The organism is Proteiniphilum sp. LBM24028 (assembly GCF_056629195.1).
On the sequence record NZ_CM152817.1, the window covers coordinates 1,956,031 to 1,979,139 of the forward strand.

Below are 23,109 nucleotides of genomic sequence, written 5' to 3' on the forward strand. Positions count from 1 at the left end.
TACAATTTAACAGAGAAAATGATAAACATACAAATAAGATTATAAGAATTTCACAAATATCGAGATGAGAAGTTTACTGTTTTTATTTATGTTTTGTTTTGTGTATTCCCAACTATACCCCGTTGAACCAGGCAAAGGATTAGTGTTTGCATCTCACGAAACCAAACAGGAAAATCGTACATCTCTTCATCTGACATCAGAATCCAAAATAAAGTTTAAAGAGTATTTTTCATTGGAGTTCGATTTTAAGCTTAAAAGAGATCGTCAATGCTTCGGTTATATATTTAGAATTATTCTCAATGAGTCTGCAAATATCGATCTCTTGATCCATAAACCAGATAATCAGAATTTATCTTATTTTTTATCCTCCAGTGATCTCATTTACAACAAAGTGGGAGAAGTCACAAAAGATATCACGAATGAATTCAAACACGTCAAAATTGAATTTTGTAAAAATGAAAACAAGCTGAAACTACACATCGATACGGTTTATACAGAATTAGATTACCCGCTGGACAAAAGTAACAAAGCAGATTTATATTTTGGAATAAGCCAACATATAAAATATACAAGTTATGATACCCCTCCATTTATATTAAAGGATGTGGTCATATCTCTGACACCTTCAAAACCAAAATATCATTGGACTCTGGGAAAACACACCAATGATGACATTGTATATGATGAATTGAATAACAAGAAAGCTAAAGTCAGTAATCCCGACTGGTTAATTGATAGACACACAAGATGGAATTTAAGAAAAAGTTTAACGGAATTTTCAACAATATATCCTGTTTTCGATGATAAACAAACAATGTATTTAATTACAGAAAAGTCTGTCATTGCTTTTAATATCAAAAAAAACACCTCTTTGTCCTATAATTATCCCGATAGTATAGACCTCACAAAATCTGTACAAAATTTCAGTTGGGATCCCTACTCAGCCAAACTATTCTATTATAACTTCCAGAAAACACCTCCATTTATTTCCTATTTCAATTTTGAAGAATCCTCATGGGAGCGAGAGGCCATAAATGAAGAAAGACCAACACAATGGATGCAACACAGCAAAATTGTACTTCCTGCTGATTCAACCTTTCTACGCATATTTGGTTATGGGTATCATAAATATAACTCAAGTATAGATTTATATTCATTTACAAATAAGAATCTTAAGAAAATTGATCTATCAACCAGAATTGAACCTCGTTATCTGAGTTCTTTGGGCTTGAATGACTCTATTCTATATATATATGGAGGTGTTGGAAATAAATCCGGAGAGCAAACCCATGGAAGCTACATTTTTAATGATCTTTTTAAAATTGATCTAAGAGATTTCTCAATATCAAAAGCTTGGTCCAAAGAAACATCCAATAAGTCAACAATTGCAGCTGGCAATATTCTTATAAATGACAGTCTCTACGCTTTGGGACTTATGTATAATCCTGTCAAATATTCAAATTCACTTCGGCTGTCAAAAATTAATCTTGAAAAATATGAATTAAAACATTTGGCGGACACATTGCCTTATTGTTTTAAAGATACCGATTCACATGCCAATTTATACTTTTCAGAAGATAATTCTGAATTATATGCTGCCATTGTATATAAAAACGAGAATAATAAATACGAATTCAATCTATATTCCATAGCCTACCCTGTTATAAACCTGGAAGATGCTATCCAATCAGAGTCTAGAGGTTGGTTCTCATATATCCGCCTTATCTTATTGATTATTTTACTGCTTACATTACTTTTGCTCTTATGGGGTTTTCTAAAACGTCGACAGAAGTTCAATTGTATCTCATTTGAAAAGGCAGATCATGTTATTGACGGAGAAGAATGTAAATTATCAACAGGTATTTACCTGCTCGGGGGCTTTTATGTTATAGATAAAGATGGCAATGACATAACAAAAGAATTTACCCCGATAATGAGGCGCATATTGGCACTCATAATTCTTGAAAGTAAGCATTCGGAGAATGGAATTTCAAATTCACGATTAAAAGAATTATTTTGGTCTGACAAGTCGGAAAAAAGTGCACGTAACAATCGTAGTGTCAATATTCGAAAAATACGTCTGCTTATAGGAAAAATCGGGAAATTTGATTTGGTCTATAATTCAAATTGGAGAATTGAAAATGAAGAAGATATCTATTGTGATTATGTAGAGGTTATTGATTTGTTAAAAACAATGTCTTCGTTCAAAGAAGAGGGTTTTCTTGAAATATTGAAAAAAATATCGCGTGGTTCATTACTCCCTGATATACAAGATGAATATTTTGATATTTATAAAGCTGACTACACCGACTTAATTCTCGACACTTTCACCAAAACATATGAAAACAAAGAGGTTTCAAGTAATCCTCAACTTACAATTTTACTTGCTGATGCAATACTAATGTTAGATATATTAAATGAATTTGCAATCAAAATAAAATGTCAATCTTTAATTAAATCTGGCCGATCAGGTTCGGCCAGATCCGTCTTTGATAGATTTGTAAATGAATATGAATTAATGATCGGTAAGGAATTTCCGAAAAAATTCCATCAATTCATGTCATAGAAACTTCGTTAAAATGAATGAATTATTCATTAACAATAAGGTCTATTCATCATTTTTCCTTTCCCTTTTTAAATCAGATTTGTTTACTTTATCTTTAGACCAGCGTTTACTATTTGCTTTATTAACCGGTTCAGCCATATCCTCTAACCAGATGTGGTGCAAGGCTATCAATTCCTTCATTTTTTCAGGATATATTTCTGACAAATCATTCTGTTCTCCTATATCCTTTTTTAGATTAAAGAGCTGCCTCTTGTCTCTGTTCCCTACAACTTTCCAGTCATCTTTACGGATTGCCCACCATGGGTCCAGACTGCCACCCGACCAATATAAAGCCCTATCTTCAATCCTATCATTTCCTTTTAACATGGGTAAAATATTCTTCCCATCGAAAAAACTATTAATCTCATATTTATTTTCTTGTCCTAACGCCGCAAGTATGGTGGGTAAAACATCTAATGAAATTACAGGAGTTGTACATACTGATTGCTTGAATTGAGACGGCCAGCTGACCAAAAATGGTACGCGGATGCCGCCTTCGTAATCCATGTGTTTTCCTCCATTTAAAGGCTTATTTTCTGCTTTATATTTCAATGCACCGCCATTATCACTAATAAAAAATATAAGTGTGTTATCACGTAAATTATCTTCTTCGAGTTTGTCTAGAACCATTCCAATAGCTTCATCCATACGATGAATCATGGCAAGCATAATATTTCTGGTTGTGTCTGGAGTATTGAATAAGGCGATATCTTTTTCCGGAGCCTGCATGGGTGAGTGAACAGCATTAAATGCAAGGTAGGCAAAAAAAGGATTCCCTTTATTCCTTGAAATGAAATCTACTAACGTGAGTTCGGGATAAGAAAAGCATAAAAAAAGTTGTGATATAGGGAGATTATTTGTATATTTATAGCTGATAATCAAACAAATAACAAACATCAGTCCTATGATCACAACAGACAAAGTTATTGAAATATTTTGTATTGCCGACGATTTTTGTGCAGAATATGAGAATGAAATTCAGAATCATCAACTTCAAGCCGGGGGTACAACTAAAAGGAGAAACAGGAAAACGCAAATGTCCCAGAGCGAGATTATTGCCGTGATGGTCTGTTTCCACTGCGGAACCTTCCATAATTTCAAGAATTATTACCTGTTTTATATTTGCAAACACATGAAGAGCTATTTTCCAAATGCCGTTTCCTACAACCGTTTTGTCGAGTTGCAACCCAGGGTGATTGTACCTTTCATGCTCTTGCTCAAACTCTTTGGATTTGGTGAATGCTCAGGCATTACATATGTGGATAGCACTCCCATTAAAGTATGTCATAACAAGCGTATACACTCGAATAAAGTATTCAGGGATCTGGCACAAAGAGGGAAAAGTACGATGGGCTGGTTTTTTGGATTCAAGCTTCATCTGGTCTGTAACGAAAAGGGTGAATTGCTGAATTTCTCTCTCACAAAAGGCAATGTCGACGATAGAAACCCTGACGTAATCAATGTTCTTACCAAAGATCTTTTCGGTAAACTATATGCAGACAAGGGTTACATCAGCACAAAGCTCTTCGAGATGCTGTTTGACCAGGGTGTTCATTTAGTGACCGGTATACGCTCAAATATGAAAAATTCCCTGATGTCATTCCGCGACAAGATTCTCTTACGCAAAAGATCTGTAATTGAGTCCATCAATGATGAACTGAAGAATATCTGCCAGATAGAACATTCAAGGCATCGTTCCACACATAATTTCATCATGAACATAATTGCTGCATTGGTGGCATATTGTTTCTTTCCCAAAAAGCCTTCAATCAAATTTGAAGTGGAAAAGTCAAGTCAATTAACCATTTGGGGATAATATGTTATCCCGAACTCACGTTACTACCTCTTCCCCCAGTCTGTCAGTAAGATAACCCTTTTCTTCAATTACAACATCATTGCGATATATTGGATCTTTAGGGTCGTTCAGATAAAAAAAATCATGTGCTCCTCTCCCGAGAAATCCAAATTGATAATCAAAACCTCTTTTATACGGACTCCACTGAATTTCCGGTCCGAGATGCCATTTACCAAATTGCCCGGTGGTATATCCTTGTTCTTTAAGATATTGAGGTATTATTTTTGCGTTCATATCCAGCCCGGAACCAGCTTCTCCTGCCGTATATAAACCATAACGCTGCTGATAACGTCCGGTCATTAGTCCCGCGCGAGTTGCTGAACTTATATGCGCTGTTACATATCCATCAGTACATGTTACACCGCTTTTTGCCAGGCGATCAATATTGGGTGTAGATACCTCCGGGGAATGGAATGGATTAAAACTGGAATCTGAATAGCCATAATCATCGGCAACAATGATTAAAATATTAGGCTTATCTTTGGCAGAGAGAACGGAGTAGCTTGCCAATGTGAGGGTCACCGCAGTAAAATTGAAAAATTTCATCTTTTTATTTTTTTCGTGTGTTTAATTTTCTTTTCAGTTTCAGGCTCCTTGATATTCATTTTCCAATCTGAAATTTGTTTCTCCATTTTGGATGCTGTTTCGGGGAAATTGGCTTTCAAATTGTTTTTTTCCAAAGGATCTTTGATAATATCATACAATTCAGCGACTCTACCCTTTTCCATGATTCCTTTCCAATTTCCCTGTAATGTTCCTACAGATTCTTCTTGGGTCCAGTATAAAGCCTCTTTTCGTTGAAATTCCTTTCCATAAAACGCATTTTCTACATTTATTCCATCATAAATTCCTTCGGGAATTTTCGCTTCACAAATTGCCGCTATTGTCGGCAACCAATCTGTTCCATGGATTACCGTTTTCTCATCTATTTTCCCGGAGGGTACATGTTTGGGCCATGACACGATAAAGGGAACCCTCAGACCTCCTTCATGAAGGCTAAGTTTTCTCTCTTTGTATATCTTTGCACTGCCCACGCTGTTCAATAAATCGGGTTCCTCCTTATATCTGGCTCCAATACTTTTACTTTCAATCTGTTTGGTTAAAGGCCCCGGGCCATTATCACTCGTAAAAACAATTAAAGTATTATCAAATAAATTATTTTTTTTCAGAAAATCAAACAATCTGCCGAGAGCATTATCCATTGCAGTGATGTCTGCACAATATGCTTGCATGGATTTATTGATATCGCCATATTGTGACACAAACTTTAAAAATTCCTGTTGATAAGGGCTGAAATCACTAAAATTTACTTTTAGATCTTTATAAACGGCCAATTGTTCGGGAGTGGGATGAATATAAGAATGGGTCGGATAAATCCATAGATTTATATAAAATGGGTCGGAAGAATCACGAGAACTATTCTTTTTAATGAAATCGATAGTCATATCTACGTAAGCATCCGTAGTCTTTGCTCTCCAGTATTCCTGGTCTCTTTCTTCTTTTGTCCATGTCCTGCTGTTTCCCGCCGGGCTCGTAAGAAAATGATGATCAATACCCAGTTCGTCAGGCGTAACAGCACCTTCTTGTCGAGCCGAAAGATGCCATTTTCCGATATGTGCGGTTTTATATCCGGAATCTTTTAGAATCTTTGTGACAGTAGGTTCCTCCGGGCGGATAGTAAGAGTATTGTCAAAATACCTCGCGGGATATTTTCCCGACATCAATGCATAACGACTTGGAGCACTCCACGGTGCGGCCATATAGGCTCTTCCGAATCGAATTCCATCATCTGCCAGGTTATCCAAATTCGGCGTTTTCGCATACGGATGGCCCGTACAGTGTAGATCACCTGACCCTAGATCATCGGCAAGAATCATTATCACATTGGGTCTTTCCTTTGAATTTATTGTTCTGCAATAAAGGAGTAAAAATAGTACCAAAAGAGTAGTTTTGATTTTCATAACTCAAATATTTATTTCAAATTTATTTATACGAATTTTATAATAATATTCTTCCTATCTGTGATATCCTTTCTTTTGTATCGTATCCATCTTTTCTCTCATTTGTTTAGCTTTTTCTGGATATTTTACAATTAAATTTATCTTTTCTCCTGGATCGTTATTTAAGTTATATAACTGCTCTTTTTCACTTTGGAAGATTTTTAATCGTTCTTGGGGAAAATTTTCCGGAGGTGTATTATCGATATATTTCCAACCCTCCATTTGAAGAGCCTTCATACCCTTTGAATCTGCCGTTATCATATCAACCCGTGGGTTATTGCTTTCTTTACCTAGCAAATATGGAAGAAAACTAAAACTATCGGGGGCTATGTCCTTTGATTCAGGCAGTTTATCATTGGTTATATTTACAAAAGTAGCAAAGACATCAACAGTGTTAATCATTTTCTCAGAAATGCTACCCTCTTTTACAACCCCTTTCCAGGATACAATGAATGGCACATTCGTTCCTCCCCGCCAGATTGTATGTTTATCACCACGCAAATCACCATTTATTTTTAATCCATAATTAATCGCTTGTATTTCTGGGGCTTCTGGCCGCTGTACTGGAATATCACCTCCATTATCACTTGTGAAAATAATGATGGTATTTTCTCTTAATCCCATATATTCCAAAGTCTGTATAATCTGCCCAACGCTCCAATCAAGATCCTGTATAAAGTCTCCATAAGGTCCACAGTTACTAAGCCCTCTCATATAGTCTGAAGGCGTAATAGGATGATGAACAGCGATTGGCGCAAAGTATAAAAAAAAGGGAGTGTCTGATGATTGTTTCTTCAACCAGTTAACAGATTTTTCAGTGAGTACATTCATCACATCTTTGTTAACACGCTGTGGCGCATCAAACCCAAAATATTGGCTACCATAAAATGATCTCGAATAGGGATGTGCTTCTTTGCTGTTCAATCCATAGATCTCATCATTTTCAATAAAAACTCCCCAAACATCATCATGATTTGATGGTACCCCAAAGTGGTAATCAAATCCCAGATCAAGAGGCCCTGGCGTTAATTTGTCAGTAAAATCACACGGTTGTTTGTTACCATATCCCAAATGCCATTTTCCTATTGCAGCACTATTGTATCCCTTATCTTTCAGAACATCTGCGATTGTAACTCCTTCTGGATCGGGCAATAGAGGACTGTTTGCTGAAAGCACTCCATATTTTAAAGTAGAACGCCAGGGATAAGTTCCAGTTAAAAGACCATACCGGGTCGGAGAACTGACAGATGCAGGGGTATGCGCATTGGTAAACATCATACCTGTTTCTGCCAAACTATTTATGAAAGGTGTACGTACAAGATCCTTGTCAGCACCATAACAGTTTACACTTCCATAACCTAAATCGTCGGCTAAAATAAAAACTATATTCGGTAATTGTGTTTGCCCAACTAAAAGATTAGCAGTAATAAAACATTTGATACCTATAATAAATTTTATTATTCTTGACATAATTCCAATATGTAAATTAATGTTTATAAAAGAAATCTATATTATAATTCGATGAGGGTTATAAAAAAATTATAAACTGAAAAATATGAATATTCATCCCAGAGAATCATTCATCTTATTGTTTAGGTTCTGTAAAAACATGCTTTTCCATATTATTTGTTTTTGTCATTGGTCCAATAACTTTTACAGAAGATTTCGCTCCGATATATATATTCAATCCCGGGTCTAAGAAACGATTGGCAACCAATTCGACATCTCCCCCGGAAATATAAAAAGCAGCATCTCCCTGTTTGGCTGTGTGATTGGTCTGATAAAACAGAATTTTTCCGTTTTCAATTTCTACTGAACGTTCGGGCTGTCCCCAAAATATTGAATTAAAGAATCTGGCAATACCGGAGAACTTGTTTGAAATATGTATTGTTCTTTTTTTATCAGACTCTCCAAGCGGTACCAGTTGCGTATTAATAAATTGCAAATCATTTCCGCCATCAATTCGAAGAGGAATTTCGCTTCCGTCCACTCCTTGTGCCATACTTGTTCCACTTGTTCCCCCTAAACCACTTTGATGTATATAACGGATTCCGTAATGAGCCCCGTAAACAAAGTTTTGCAGCATATTTTCTTTCTTATTATATCCAAATTTAATTCCTGTCAAGGTTTTTTGCGTATTGGCACGAAGTAATGATCCTTCTTCTGGTTTGTTATTATATAAAGATCTGCCCCAATAATGTGGTATAAACTGGATATTTTGTACCCAACCTTCACCACTGTTACTTCCTAAGTAAATTCCAGTACGTAATGGAGATCCGCATACATAATCAATTACATGTCCTTTGCTGTCATACGATGCAAAATCAATGCCCTGATATGAATTTACAAGAACTATATCTTTTGCCCATACTTCTTGTCCCAATCCTTGTATTGTCCATGGATAAGGAATGTAATTTGTTGTTTCCCAGACTTGTTCCGGATAAAATATTGTGAGCCCCCGGATGCCTGAATTTTTTTCCAAACTAATTAACGGAGTTCCATTTTTTTGATTTTTCCCGGTCTGAACAATTAATTCACTACCCGACCTTTCAATGGTGTGGTGCGGCCCCTCGTAAGAACCTCTTAATTCAACTCCTGATGGAATTATTAATTCATTCTCTAAAAGATATGAACCTGGAGGTAGAAAAACAGTTCCTCCTGATCCACGTGCAAGGTCCAGAGTTTTCTGAATAAATGGTGCATCATTTATTTTTCCATTTCCTGATGCGCCATAATCTTTTACATTAAACAAAGAGTTTGAAGCTGGGTGAGGAATAGTCTTTTTCCACTCATAATCCTCTAAATCAGGCTTATTCAAATTTAAAAAATCATGTGAAATCGTACAACCGGCATTGTTAGTCATGAAATTTCTGATATCAGGAGTTCCTGAGAAAATATTTCCGGCAATATATGCCATGGAGGTACTATTACCCAAACTGATATGATTGGAAGGCTGAGAAAACTCTGATTGTAATATTTCGATAATCCCACTCGAAATATCAACGGCTGAACCTTTGCTTTTTTCTACGTTGAATTTAGTGTGCATAAAAGTCAATGCACCATTTTCCGACTCTTTCATTTTTACTGCTGTCGACAAAAAGCCACTGATGGTTAAACTGTTAAATTGTGCAGTTGAATTAAAACTTTTATCTGCCAAAATTCCAATACTATCATTCCCTTTTGTATGTATATTTCCTCCAGTAATGAAAAAACCCGCAGCCGCATTATCACCGAGAAATACACCTGTGTGACAGTCAGAAAGTTGCAGATTGTAAATACCTCCATTGGGCCCTCTCATTTTATGAACTGCAGAGGGGAGTGTTGTAATTCCTATTTTATAGTGTTCAATGGTCAAGTTATAAAACCAGGTCCAGGCGGGAAATCTTATTATTACTGCTTCTCCGTTTGCCTCCATCCATTCAATTAACTTCTTTTTATTTTCTGAAGAAACAGGTTTGTGATTTAAATTTGATTGTATCCAAAAAACGGGACTGAAGTGAAGGTTTTGCATTCTTGCTACGTCCCAGGTGTTATCGCGTACAAGACCCGTTTTGAGAGCGGTAGCGTAGACATTCCGCACCATTGCAAGTGAGTTATTCCCGGGTCCTATTTCAATGGCCTGATAGGAATTAACAAGCGTAATATTTTCTATGGTAGCACTATATCTTCCAGCTTGTCTTATAGTAAAAGGATAAGATTCTATTTTATCCATTTGTTGTTCGGGATACCAGATTGTCAGGCTTTTGATACCTGCGTTATCAAGAATATCGATAAATGCTGCTCCTTCAGATTTTCCTTTATCAGCAAAAACCATCAAAACAGTTCCATTTTCATTTTTATTATTTAAAGTAGTGTCAATTGGATTTTCCCAATCACCACGCAATGTTGTTCCAGCACGAATAATCAAACGATTATGGAGGGCATAACTGCCTGCCGGAATAAAAACAACGCCACCACCGTTTTCTCCGGCTTTATTGAGGGCTGCCTGAATTGCATCGGAATCATTTGTCTTTCCATCTCCTTTCGCACCAAAATCCATCACATTATAAGAGGCAATCACCACATCGTCCGTTTGAAAAACAGTTTTTACTACCCTAGGGGAAAAAGCATTTGTTTTATTTATTATTCTTTCTTTCTTTAGGTTACCGGGTATTTCACTTTTAATGGCAAAAGGACGTAATACGGAACCTGTTAAAGCAACCAAACCTAATTTCTTCACGAACTTTCTTCTTTTCATAAATCGCGTTATTTAGCGTACATAAATTCCTGTCAATTCAATAATCGTCTTTGTTCCCAAAAATTGTGAAGTAAAGGTCTTACTTTACTTCACAATTTACAAAGTATTTAATATTTTCATTACCATTCTTCAAACCGTAAATCCGATTCAGGATCACTGCGTTGAATAATCTCTTCAGTTACCGTGAATGTGTCTGAACTATCTGTATAGGTATATTTCAATGAAAATGTTCTTTTATCCGAATCATACGAAGATCCCAAGTCAGTGATTGTCATACCTCCCACAATTGACGCAAGCGAAACTTTATTATTTTCTGATAGAGAAATAATAAGTTTATTCTTGTCACTGACACTCCGGCTTCCTATTCCTCCCATTTCGAGTTGGTTGAGTGATAAGGTTATCAAATCTCGTGTTTTGTTCTTAATCAATTCTGAATAGCTGTATGAATTGGTCAGACCTGTTGATTGACTGGTTTCAGACCCTTTCACGTAGTATGTCCCACTTTCTTGACTAATGTACTTAATTACAATAATTGAATAATCTTTGGGAGAAGTCACTTCATTCCCAGAAAGTATGGAATCTGCTGAAGTTTCATAAATGCGAAGTGGCAGAACATACGTTTTGGTTAATGCCAAAGGATCTGCACAGAAAATTTCCTTGTTAATTTTTAAAACTACGTCTCCAATTGTTTTGCCTTTTGGGATAACAAAGAGGCTATCACTGGACGGTAATTCCATTTTATAATAATTTTGAGGCAATAACGTTAGATTACTGGCTCCACTAACCGTATTCAACAAATCAGGTTCAATTCTGAATCTCACCCAATGATCACTTGTGTTTTCCCGGATTCCTCCAAGAGTAACGCCAAATTTAATCTGCATCGGATCTCTTGCAACAACTGTACGTAGGGGTTTTTGTGAACCGAAATATACGGTTGTGTAATTATAATCTTCAATGTAGTCATTGTATTTCTCACATCCATGAAATAAAATAATGAATGAAAGGATGACAAAAAAATTAAGTAGTTTCATATTTATATAATTTTTTTCACCAACCTTTATTTTGGATTAAGTTGGGATTTTTTATTATTTCTTCGTAAGATATCGGTGAATAATAGTATTTTTCGTCATTGAGCAGCCTCTTCTCAACTACCAATGGCGACTCGGTCGGATTTGTTCCTTCAAAAATTAAACCTGTCTCGCTCTGAACTATCCGGATTCCGTTCACAGATTCATTCAACGGCAGTAACCATCTTCTAAGGTCAAAATAACGCATATTTTCAAAAGCAAATTCAATTCTTCTCTCGTTAAGAATCAAATTTCTAAATGCTTCCTTACCCATGGAAGCTACTTCATCCACATAAGTCGTTGAAGTAATTCCTGCAGCTTTTCTAACATTATTAATAATTGAAACCGCAGTATGAGGAACATTCTCGACTACACCCATCGGGCCGACAGACTCGTTAAGAGCTTCAGCCAGATTAAAATAGACCTCGGACCTCCTTAATAAAGGGTATTGATGGAAATCATTGACAGCTGTCAATAATGAAGGATCGAACAACATATTATTTTTTGATGACAACCATTTACGTAAATAGTAACCTGTCCTTGTGTTTCTATATTCATACCCTGCAGCATCTCGACCAGGATTACCTTCTTCATCTACCGCAATTTCAAGTGGCCGGCTGGAATTGAATATCTGTCCGTGATAATAGACAGTTAAATCCAAACGCTTGTCACGATTATTATATGGAGCCTGGGGGTCGTATCCCGATCTGGAATCAGTAATCGGATAACCGTTAATCATTGGAAAGGAATTCACCAGATTTTGTGAAGGATTGGTTTTTCCCATTCCAAAGAAAACAGGAGGGAAATTACGAGTTTCCATTGCATTATTATTTATCCATGTGCGAAACAAAAACTCATCAGGTGTTATGTTTCTCAATCCAGGACCAGCAAAATCAGCTTCAGTCAGACCCGTATAGTTTCCAATGAGACCATCCTCAATGGCTTGAAAAGATGAATGAACAGCTCTGATCCATTTATCGTGAATTTCTCCATCAGAAATTCCTGAAGGTTGAAAGGCTGGACTCGCTGCATAGGTGTACAATCTGGATTTCAACGCATATGCCGCTTTGCCCGAAGCTCGTCCTGTTTGAGTTTCTCCAATAATGGCATCGGTTCCCAAATATGAATTTGGGAGATATTTGATGGCTGAATCACAATCATTCGATATCTGTCTGACACACTCTTCATACGTATTACGGATCAAGCTATTCAATTCAGAGGTATTTGTTACATTTTTTAGAACAATTGGATAGCCCAAAGCTTCTCCTTCGTCAGTTAATCCACCGTACTTCTGTAGAAGATCAAAGCCCCACCATGCCCTTAGAAAATATGCTTCACCTTTTAACCGTGTACGTATTGAAATATCACGTGCCGGATCATTCAAATCATATATAATATCTGACTTTAGTCCGTTTTCGAGGAAGAGGTGAATATATTGAAATTTTAAATAGGCGGTAGTCCAGTTCTCAATAGGATTATTGTGAGGTGTAATCCCGCCTGCTGTTAATTGATACAAGCCGGAGGTAAAATCGTTGGTCACCGCGTTATCCGTTGCAACATCTAAAAAATTATTTCCAGCCCAATTGTCGGGTTGTGTCATAATATCCACATAAGCCTGGAGCAATACTCCTTCGGCTTTGTGAGGTAATGACCACGTCAATTCATCTCCGTAAGAATTATCTGTCTTTAAACTCAAATCAGCCTGACATGAAATAAATCCAACAGATGAAATAAAAATCAGAAATATTTTATAAATTTTCATTTGAATACAGTTTAGATTAAATTAAAATGTAATATTCACTCCTGCGGTCAACGTTCTCATAACCGGATAATTCAGGATACCGGCATTTAATGCTTCAGGATCCAAATCTTTTATTTTTGATAACACAAACAAATTTGATCCCCGACAGAATATTTTTGTCGATTTAATAAACGATTCAACATGCTTATTCTGTATGGTATAACTTATTTCCATATTCTTCAAACGGAAAAAACTTGAATTTTCTATCCACATATCAGAATTCATGTAGTTATTCGCGCCAGGAGTTGTTGTAAGAGCAGGATATTTACCGTTTGGATTACTTTCGGGATGATAACTTTCAAATGCCATAATCGAGTACTTATTTTCACCTCTCATCCAGTAATAAGAATTATTTAACCAAGACTTAACTCCCAGGTTGGCTGTTCCCAATAAATAAAGTCCCCAATTTTTATAACTAAAATTAAAATCAAGTCCCAATATAAATCGTGGAAAGGCATTTCCTATTTTTTTTCTATCAAGTGTATTAATCACACCATCGTTGTTTAAATCCTTATACGCGATATCTCCATTTCCATATGGACCAAAAGTCTGTAAGGGATGATCGTCCAATTGTACATCTTTACCAAAAATACCTTCAGTAACATATCCAAACATAGAATCAGAAGGTTTGTCTATCATGCTGCGGTAATCATCCGGATAATTGATCTGATTGGCCTTCAACACTTTATTTTTTGAATATAACATATTCCCTCCAATTGAATATCTTAGTCCTCCATTCGTTGTTTCAGTCCATCTGAGCTCAATTTCAACTCCCTGGTTGGCCACTTTTCCCAAATTTGTATATGGGAACAAACTCCCATAAAGTGAAGAATAAATTGCATCTGCTTTTTCAATCTGGTCAAACGACAGCTCATTAAAATAATTTATCTCTGTAGCTAGTTTCCTATTGAAGGCCAGGATTTCAATACCCAAATTAAACTGGCGGGATTTTTCCCATCTCAGTCCAGGATTCCCCACCACGTCAAGCCTGATTTTACTGGTACTGTTCCCATTGTTAAATTGAAAAGTGCCGTTATTCAACCATCTATTTTGAGAAAGATGATAAGTAGTTGAAGCATCATAACCTAACAATCCGAGAGATGTGGACTTGCAAACTTAATTGAGACAAAAAGTTAGGCGACATTTTTAATTGATTCTTTTTTAATATTATACTGATCCCAAAATTCATCAATGTTTAAGTTACCCAATGCTGAGAATCTCCTTTTATGATTATACCAGGTTTCAATATATTCAAATACATGCAAGCGCATTTGCTCTCTTGTTTTGAGTTTGGTACCATAGACCAATTCAGATTTGAAAGTTTTGAAAAAGCTTTCAGCCACAGCATTATCCCAACAATTTCCCTTTCCACTCATACTTTGCTCCAGCTTCAAGGATTTCAGCAGGTTTACAGTTTGTTTGCAGGCATACTGGATGCCCCGGTCAGAATGAAATATCATTCCTTCTCCAAAAGGTCTGTTCCTGTTGGCCATCCTGATAGCCGGAACTACGGTATGGGATGCATTCATATGATCACTTATGGACCATCCGATCAGTTTGCGGTCAAAAAGATCCAGCACACAGGTCAGATAAAGAAACCCATCCTTACACGGAATATAGGTCAGGTCAGAGACACACGCTTTCACAGGCTCATTCTGATTAAATTCGCGATTCAACAGATTTGGAGCAACCTTATAGTTATGAGAGGTATCCGTCGTCACTTTGAATCGTCTCGAGAGTTTGCTGCGCAAGCCCATTTCCCTCATGTGGCATGCTACGGTGGTTCTCGAGACAGGAGTTCCGGATGCCTGCAAATCCTTCGCCAGCCGGGGGCTTCCATTGCGTCCTTTGGCTGCAAAATAGGCATCTCTGATCTTTTCGTCCAGCTCCATATATTTGCGCTTACGTTGGCCCTCCGGATCTTTAAGCCAGCGGTAATAACTGCTCCGGGGTACTTTCAATACTTTACACATCACCTCGATCGTCCATTGTTTCGAGTTGTATTCCTTTATAAAGAGATAGATCAACGATCTTTCTTGGAGATGATGCTCAAAGCTTTTTTTAATATGTCCCGCTCTGTTTCAGCCTCACCCAGACGTTTTTCCAGTTCGGCAATCCTTTTGGAGTTTTCATCTAGTGACTGGACTCCATGTCCGGGGAAACTGGCTTCCCCTTTCTGCTGGTATTCTTTCCGCCAACGATATAAAAGAAAGGGGGCAATACCCAATTCCTGCGCAAGCTCGGAAACATTCTTGCGCTCTAAACTAAGTTTGACCGCATTATCTTTGAATGCCTTGTCAAAATGTGTTCTTTGTTTTCTCATATTACACAAAAATAAGCGTTTATGCTTAACTCTGTGTCCCGGCAAAGTTAGAAATTCCAATGTTTTAATTTTGAAATAATTAATTTGCTCTTGGGCCAATGTTTTAAAAAATTCTTCTTCTGATAATATCCAGCCTAGACCTCCGGCGTAAAATAACTGATATTTATTATCTCCGGTAAACTTACTGCTTCCCATATATGACAAATCACCTTCAACTATATACTTATTGCCATAAACATAATTTCCTCTTAAGATATAATTGACTGATTTAATGTCCTGAGAAGAACCTGTAAATTCCTGTTTTAAGCGAATATTGGATAAGTCGAATTTTAATGCATGTTTTTCGAATTCATAATTGTAATTAACATTTGCAAACCAACCGGAAGTCCTTTGATTAAATGTATTACTTAATCTTACATCATCAGTCAAATTAGTTTTTTTGAGTTGCGTAAGAAGAAGTGAATCTGTTCCATCCGCTTTTTTGATATAACGCTGTGCGTAAGTCGCTGCAGAAGTACTCAATGATTCTATGCCAAAAAATGAATTATCAAAAGAGAGATAGGCTTTGGCTGATAATCCTTGTAAATACTTATTTAAATTAAAATCCAGTCCAAAATTGGTCTGTCCGTTCAAATTTTGATTTCTCGAATATCCTCCATATTGGAGGGCTCCATATAAATTATCAGGATTTGTAAAACTTGCGCCCAAGGCGGGAAGACCAGTTGTATCACTTTTGATAATTCCTTCATCGATAATCAGGGGATATTCGTTGGGGCGTGTATTGCTGATGGCCTGATAAACTGAATTATGACTGAGGTTGCTTCTAATGGTCCGGTCATATTGGAGAGCAAGTCCTATAAATCCCGAAATTAAATCGTTTATCTTGACATTAAGATTTCCTCTCATATTCAAACGATTGTATTCTGGCTTTGTTCCTATTTTCTCCAGTCCGTCCGTTCCGGAATATCCGGTTATTAAGGCATATTGAGTACGCTCATCTCCGCCTGAAAACACCAGTGACAGCTTATGATAATTATTTGAATTCTCAAGAAAGTAATCATTAAAATCCACATTCGGATATCTGAAATCATTTGTCCCGGTACTGTTCTGGTAACCTTCAATATCGGCTGAGGAGTACAACGGGACTAAATTATCTCTCTGACGTGCCTGATTATAGAGGAGAGCATACTCATAAGCGTCAAGATACTCAGGTGTGCGGGTAACCTGACCGTAACCGTACTCTACACCAATTTTGATGATTTGTTTCAACTTTTCACCTTTTTTGGTGGTAATGAGCAGAACACCATTTGCAGCACGTGCTCCGTACATAATTTTAGCGGTCGCATCTTTTAATATTTCAATACTTTCAATTTCTTCTGGTAAGAGATTATCAATTGGACGCTCCATGCCATCTACGATAGTTATGATTGGATTACTTCCTCCGCGTTGATTTCCTCTGACAGACAGACTTGAGGGATTGCTTGCAAGACCTCCGGCATTCATGGAAACATTTAGACCTGATAATTTACCTTGAAGCATATTGGATAGTAAAATATCAGGGTATGAATGAAGCGTTTCCCCTTTAATAACACCAACGGCACCAATCGTATTTCTTTTTGTTTCACTGATTCCGGCAGGAAACAAAATATCGTCTTTTTCTCCTTGATAAAAAGGTATTTTTTTCAAAGTGATAGATTCCGGTATCGAATTATCCTGAATTGAAATAATTTTTCTTTCATATCCCAACGTTTCAATAAATAATGAGGAATTGTTCTTCGCGTTTATCTCAAACTTGCCATCATTTGCAGTATAAGCAATTATAGTTTCTTTAGCATCTGTAATAACTACATTTTGTAAAGGTTTTCCTCCTTCGTCAACAATCACCGAACGCACTGTTACATTCTCGGGTTTATTGGTTTTAGCATTCTCCTGAGAATAAACAGTCAGGCATAAAGAGAGTAAAGACCAAAAAAAGGAGAAAACAAGATATTTATAGATCTGATTTTTTTTCATATAAATAACAAATTTATTCAATAAGCTTTGTTTCAAAGATGTAAATAATATCAGTCGCAATAAATAATTTATTCTACAAGATTTTATTTACAACTTTTATTATAATTTACCAACCCGGGTTTTGTTTTAATTTTGAGAATCTAAAGACTTCGTCCTTCCCGATTGGATACCAGTAATGCTCTGTTTGAAAAACTCTTACGGTGGTTTCGGTGGTAAGATCTTTCAGCTTATACTTAAATATATTTCCAGGTAATACATTATCAGTAAATGCACTGTTCTTTTTGTATTTGCCAACGGCAGTTGCAGTCACTTGAACCCCTTTTAGTGGATATGGATCACCCGAGGGATTGAAAATGTCTTTGGCGATCATCCACCGACGTATATCAAACCAGCGATGATTTTCAAACATCAGCTCCACAGCCCTTTCGTTTCTTATTCGTTCACGAAATATTTCTTTACTTGTGGTATATTCGTTTCTGACCGGACTCATGCCTACACGTTCACGAACCATGTTTATTGCATCGACTGCTGACCAGGGATAACCATTTTTTTCAGTGGGCCCGTACGCTTCATTCATTGCTTCAGCATAGTCTAGCCACACCTGTGTTGTACGGATAATTATACAATTATAAAAATAATCTCCATAACCTGCGTCACCACCCGGCAGACGGGTATGTACACTGGAAGGCCATTGCCATTTTTTCACTGAATAACCAGTAAGGTTTGCCGCTATAGGCTCTTGGGCAGGAGTGACATCACGCCCACCCTCCCAGGTACACAGGTAATTTATATTATTTTGTATGGAACCAAAAGCTTCTCCCGGTAAAATAATAGTCATTCCCAATCGAGGATCCCGGTTTTGAAAAGGATTTATCTGGTCAAATTCAGGGTCATCTGTTTCCCATACATTTCCGACCAATTTAACAGGATAACCATTAATAGTTTCATACTTGTCTATCATGTTTTGTGTAGGATCAACATGAGATACACCCTTATTTCCTTTTCGGTTTGAGAATTCTATATTCTGCCATAATGTTGCCAAATCAGCCCCTCCGGAATTACGATTTTGTCCGGTAGAATTAATGTAGAAGAGCGATTCAGCGCTCACAAAATTTGGTGAATGATAAAAAATATGTTGGTATTCAGCACCTGGCATCATTTTGTGCTGTGGTACTACCGTATTAATATATTCAAGGGTTTGTTTTGCATATTCAGCTGCCTTTTTGCAATATTCAATATCATAACCGTTGTTTTCTATTCTGTCAATAGGATTACGCATCAAAGGGCTTGCTGCATAAAGTTGCATCATTGATCTCAAAGCATAGGCTGAAGCTTTATTCACACGCCCTGTTTCTGCCGCGGGCCATTCATCCGGTAAAAGTTGAATGGCTTCATCAAGTTGTTCAATGGCCCAATCAGACGATTGCTGATAAGTTAAGCGTTCTTCATCAAATTCATAATCTGCAGGAAAAACTTTATCCATTAAGGGCATCCCCCCCACTCGCCTGATCACTTCGAAATAAAACCATGCTCTAAAAAAATAAGCTTGCCCCAAAAGGCCTCTCCTTTCTTCTTCAATCAATGAGCCCATTAATGGAGTCTTTTCGATAACCCTGTTTGCTATTCGTAGACCATAGAAAGCGTTGGGTATCACGTTTCCTTTATTATTCCCTACATTTTCAGTACCCCAACCCACTTCGGTAGCAGTAGCCGCACCAAACCATGTCCCAGCATTTACGGTACCTTTCATTGACCCTTGAGGACGGGGATTGACAGCTTCATCTCCTATTTGACTGATATGATCATTCCCGATTCCCATTGCATCTGATTTCGAAAAGTCTTTGATACAATCATATGCCTGATCCAGATATCCTCTCACTGTTGAAAAATTATTGAATACATCAGTATCACTTAACCCAAGATCAGGAGCTTTATCAAGATACTTCTCACAAGAAGTAATAAAAGTGATCATTAGTATTATAAACGTTAATCTTTTTTTCCTCATAGTATATATTTTTTAATTAGTCAAAATGATAATCTAACGCCCAAATTATATCTCTTAATAATTGGATATACAAAAGCACCACTTTGTTCAGGATCTATATTCTTGAAATAGTTGGTAAATGTAATTAAGTTGTTTCCGCTGGCATATACTTGTAATTTACTAATTCCCAGGTCTTTAATCAATTTATTTGAAATATGGTAATTTAATTCCAGGTTTTTGAGTCTTAAATAAGAGGCATCCTGGAATAAGTATGTGGTATTGGCGCGCATGCTGTAACCGCGGTGATCGGAATGCAAAACTGGTTTTGTAGCAATGTCAGCGTTTTCCAGAGTCCACGTATAGATCACATCTGGGCTCGCTGTATAAACTCCTGAATTCCCATCTCCTAAATCCCAGTAAAGATTTCCGTCAACTTGTTTAGAAATTTGCGAAACTCCATAAAAATTAAATGAAATACCAAATCTTTTATAGTTTAGTCCTCCGGAAAATCCATACGTTGAAAGAGGATAAGACAAATTCTTCATTGGAACTCTATCATAATTGTCTTGAATTTCACCATCCCCATTGAAATCCATATACAAAAAATCACCAGGTATCAATTTGTTCTGAGTGGCAGTATTATTAGTTGTTGGTCCATTAAAAATGTCATCTAGAGAATCATAATATCCCGCCACAATCAACGGTCTATTCACATCTATTGGCTTGCCTGCATTTTTAAGATAATCATCCATTTTGTACGGATCATCCCTGTATACAACTCTATTTTCGCTGAAAGTATAATTGGCTTTAATCCAATAATCTAAAGTTCTGTTGATTCGATCTCTCCATGTCGTTTCAATTTCGTAACCATGATTCTTGGTTTCACCTATATTCCCCGTCGGCTCTGCAATACCTACCCAGCCTGGAGTAGCAACCGGCATTAAAATTCCTTCCCGTTTTTCCTTAAATAAATCCAGGGTGACATCCAATTTATTAATAATGCCGATATCAAATCCGAGGTTTTGCTTTTTTGCTTTTTCCCATGTCGCATTCTCGTTGGCTGAAACCCCTTCTCTGTATAAAGGGCTATAAGTATATCTTGAATAATCTCCAAATGAAACTCCACCTCCTATGTTACTGTAAACCTGAATATATGCATACTCTGGTGCCGACTGATCGTACCCTATTTCACCGGAAGAGTAACGAACTTTCAGATTTGACAAGATTTCTGTTCCGATCAGATCTTTCACGAAAGGTTCTTCTGATACTCTCCAACCTAAAGCATAAGATGGAAAGAATCCAAATCGCTTACCTCTGGCAAATTTTTGAGAACCGGTATAAGCACCATTTATTTCTGCAAGATATCTTTCTCTCCAGTTATAGGTAAGACGGCTGACCCATGCTTCGTTTCTCAATGGAAAGCGAATCCCTGTTGAACTATTATTTTTCAATCCTGAATATTCGTAACGGTTCATCACAGCCATTGCGGTAATATTGTGCCCATTTATATTTTTTGCGTAATCAAGGCCTATTTCGTAGTACAGATTTTTCTGAAAACCTCCGTTCATCACATCGTCATAGCGGGCAGATGGATTATCTCCCTGAAAAATTTCAGGCCATCTTTTGTTTGTTATCATCGCATAACCACCTTCAGGCAAAGGATTTGAATAATCATAGGTACGATGATAACCGATAATATTTTTGGCGTCATAATCGTTACTTCCTGTCGCATATCTTGAAATCTCAGACAAAGTCCCTGATTCAGTATTATATGACAATTTCACGTGTGACTTCAGACCTTTTATCAGAAAATCGAGTTCCTGTTTCAAGATCACATCTATAAAGTTTTGATTCGTTTTAAATAATCTTTGCCCTAAATCAAAATTTGCAATAAGATTACCCTCACCAACATAATTAAGTCCAAATGTGCCGTCTTCGTATTTAATCGGAAAAATATTTCGCGGACTTAAATAAATTGAATTAAAAAAGCCTCTTTCGCCTGTACTTAAATTTTCCTGTGGATTTGCATGATACCCCATTTGACTACGATATCCATAGTGTCCCGAAAGGTTAATTGTCAATTCTGTGGTTTTACTTAAGTTAAAATCAAAATTTGTTCTCCAGTTATATCTCTTATAACCAAACGAAGGATCATATAAATCATTTTTTTTCGTTTTAAAAATATCACCGTCATCCAGATAACCCAGCGATGTAAAATATTTAACAAAATTAGTTCCGCCACGTAGACTTATATTATATTTTTGTGATGTGCCATTTTTAACGATTTCATTCCACCAATCTATTTGGGGAAAATATACATTATAAGGTCCATAATTTCCACTCGATAAAGCATTGCTCCATGCATCTATAGTAGATTGCGGAATTAACTTATCCCACTGCTTATCATTTGTGACAGCTTCATTCCATTTATTCATAGAAGTAACATAATCGGCAAACTCCGGTTTGGTAGTGGGCTGTTTCATCCCGAAATTTGCTTCAAAAGTTATTTCAGGAGCTTTCAGTGACCCACGCTTGGTCGTAACAAGAATGACACCATTTGCTCCTTTCACTCCGTAAACAGCAGTTGCTGATGCGTCTTTTAATACTGAGATTGTTTCAATTTCATTTGGATCCACGTCATTGAAATCACGTTCAACCCCATCAACGAGAGTAAGAATGGAAGATGAGCGCCAACTTGCTTTACCCCTGATAAAGACATCCGTATTAAAAGCGTCACCGGGCTTTGAAGAAGTATTAATAACTGTTACACCCGGCATGATTCCCTGCATTTGTTCTGAAAGATTTGTCACACCGGAAATTTCTTTCAGATCGTCCCCTTTTACTTGTGAGATTGATGCTACGGATGACAATTTCTTTTGTTGGCCATAACCTACAACAATAATTTCATCAATACTCAGACTTTCCGTTCTCATGATCACATTGATGACTCTCTGGTTTTCAATCGCTCTTTCTTCTGTTCCCATCCCTATAAAAGAGAAGACCAAAATTTGCGATGATTCAGGGATATTGACAGTGTAATTTCCATCAACATCGGTACTCGTACCAGTCTGTGTCCCTTTTACAACGACGGTAACTCCGGGTATTCCTAGACCTTCTTCATCCGTTACCTTGCCTTTAATAGAATACCTCTGTGAAAATGCTACACTGTGAACGCACAATGAAGCAAGTAAGATAAAAAGTAATTTATTCATTATACACTTGAA

General features: G+C 36.9%; 14 protein-coding genes. 2 read left to right on the top strand and 12 right to left on the bottom strand.

Features of this window, described 5'->3' with window-relative positions:
- Positions 1–64: 64 nt before the first annotated feature.
- Entirely contained in the window at positions 65–2,566 is a 2,502-nt protein-coding gene (locus AC1HCU_RS07575) for a hypothetical protein (protein ID WP_480364835.1), read from the top strand.
- A gap of 42 nt (positions 2,567–2,608) precedes the next feature.
- On the opposite strand, the gene AC1HCU_RS07580 is transcribed toward AC1HCU_RS07575, so the two are convergent.
- Complete coding sequence (locus AC1HCU_RS07580) at positions 2,609–3,517, bottom strand: sulfatase-like hydrolase/transferase (RefSeq protein WP_480364837.1); 909 nt, start codon at positions 3,515–3,517, stop codon at positions 2,609–2,611.
- Here AC1HCU_RS07580 and AC1HCU_RS07585 point away from each other — a divergent pair.
- Positions 3,510–4,421 (top strand): IS982 family transposase, encoded by a 912-nt coding sequence (locus AC1HCU_RS07585; RefSeq protein WP_480364839.1) that lies wholly within the window; start codon positions 3,510–3,512, stop codon positions 4,419–4,421. The two genes, AC1HCU_RS07580 and AC1HCU_RS07585, sit on opposite strands and share 8 nt — an antisense overlap.
- A 15-nt stretch (positions 4,422–4,436) precedes the next feature.
- Here the strand turns inward: AC1HCU_RS07585 and AC1HCU_RS07590 are convergent, their stop codons facing one another.
- From AC1HCU_RS07590 to AC1HCU_RS07640, 11 genes are all read right to left on the bottom strand, one after another.
- Positions 4,437–5,006: a sulfatase-like hydrolase/transferase gene (locus AC1HCU_RS07590; RefSeq protein WP_480364841.1), complete on the bottom strand. Its 570-nt coding sequence runs from the start codon at positions 5,004–5,006 to the stop codon at positions 4,437–4,439.
- The gene (locus tag AC1HCU_RS07595) at positions 5,003–6,421 is read right to left on the bottom strand and encodes a sulfatase family protein (RefSeq protein WP_480364843.1); all 1,419 of its coding nucleotides are present in this window, start codon (positions 6,419–6,421) and stop codon (positions 5,003–5,005) included. Before AC1HCU_RS07595 ends, AC1HCU_RS07590 begins: the two co-directional genes overlap by 4 nt.
- Positions 6,422–6,475: 54 nt before the next feature.
- The gene (locus tag AC1HCU_RS07600) at positions 6,476–7,930 is read right to left on the bottom strand and encodes a sulfatase family protein (RefSeq protein WP_480364845.1); all 1,455 of its coding nucleotides are present in this window, start codon (positions 7,928–7,930) and stop codon (positions 6,476–6,478) included.
- Positions 7,931–8,045: 115 nt separating this feature from the next.
- Positions 8,046–10,697: a glycosyl hydrolase family 28-related protein gene (locus AC1HCU_RS07605; protein ID WP_480364847.1), complete on the bottom strand. Its 2,652-nt coding sequence runs from the start codon at positions 10,695–10,697 to the stop codon at positions 8,046–8,048.
- 119 nt (positions 10,698–10,816) lie between these two features.
- Positions 10,817–11,728 carry a DUF1735 domain-containing protein gene (locus AC1HCU_RS07610; protein ID WP_480364849.1) on the bottom strand — a complete coding sequence of 304 codons (912 nt, stop codon included), beginning with the start codon at positions 11,726–11,728 and terminating at the stop codon, positions 10,817–10,819.
- Positions 11,729–11,744: 16 nt separating this feature from the next.
- Complete coding sequence (locus tag AC1HCU_RS07615; RefSeq protein ID WP_480364851.1) at positions 11,745–13,526, bottom strand: RagB/SusD family nutrient uptake outer membrane protein; 1,782 nt, start codon at positions 13,524–13,526, stop codon at positions 11,745–11,747.
- Positions 13,527–13,547: 21 nt separating this feature from the next.
- Positions 13,548–14,657 (bottom strand): TonB-dependent receptor domain-containing protein, encoded by a 1,110-nt coding sequence (locus tag AC1HCU_RS07620; protein ID WP_480364853.1) that lies wholly within the window; start codon positions 14,655–14,657, stop codon positions 13,548–13,550.
- Between the two features lie 41 nt (positions 14,658–14,698).
- Positions 14,699–15,592 carry an IS3 family transposase gene (locus tag AC1HCU_RS07625; protein WP_480364856.1) on the bottom strand — a complete coding sequence of 298 codons (894 nt, stop codon included), beginning with the start codon at positions 15,590–15,592 and terminating at the stop codon, positions 14,699–14,701.
- Entirely contained in the window at positions 15,589–17,901 is a 2,313-nt protein-coding gene (locus AC1HCU_RS07630) for a transposase (RefSeq protein WP_480364859.1), read from the bottom strand. Before AC1HCU_RS07630 ends, AC1HCU_RS07625 begins: the two co-directional genes overlap by 4 nt.
- 106 nt (positions 17,902–18,007) lie before the next feature.
- Positions 18,008–19,906, bottom strand: a complete 1,899-nt coding sequence (locus AC1HCU_RS07635; RefSeq protein ID WP_480364861.1) for a RagB/SusD family nutrient uptake outer membrane protein — start codon at positions 19,904–19,906, stop codon at positions 18,008–18,010.
- A gap of 20 nt (positions 19,907–19,926) precedes the next feature.
- A complete protein-coding gene (locus tag AC1HCU_RS07640) occupies positions 19,927–23,097 on the bottom strand; it encodes a SusC/RagA family TonB-linked outer membrane protein (protein ID WP_480364863.1) in 3,171 nt (1,056 codons plus the stop codon).
- Between the last annotated feature and the right edge of the window lie 12 nt (positions 23,098–23,109).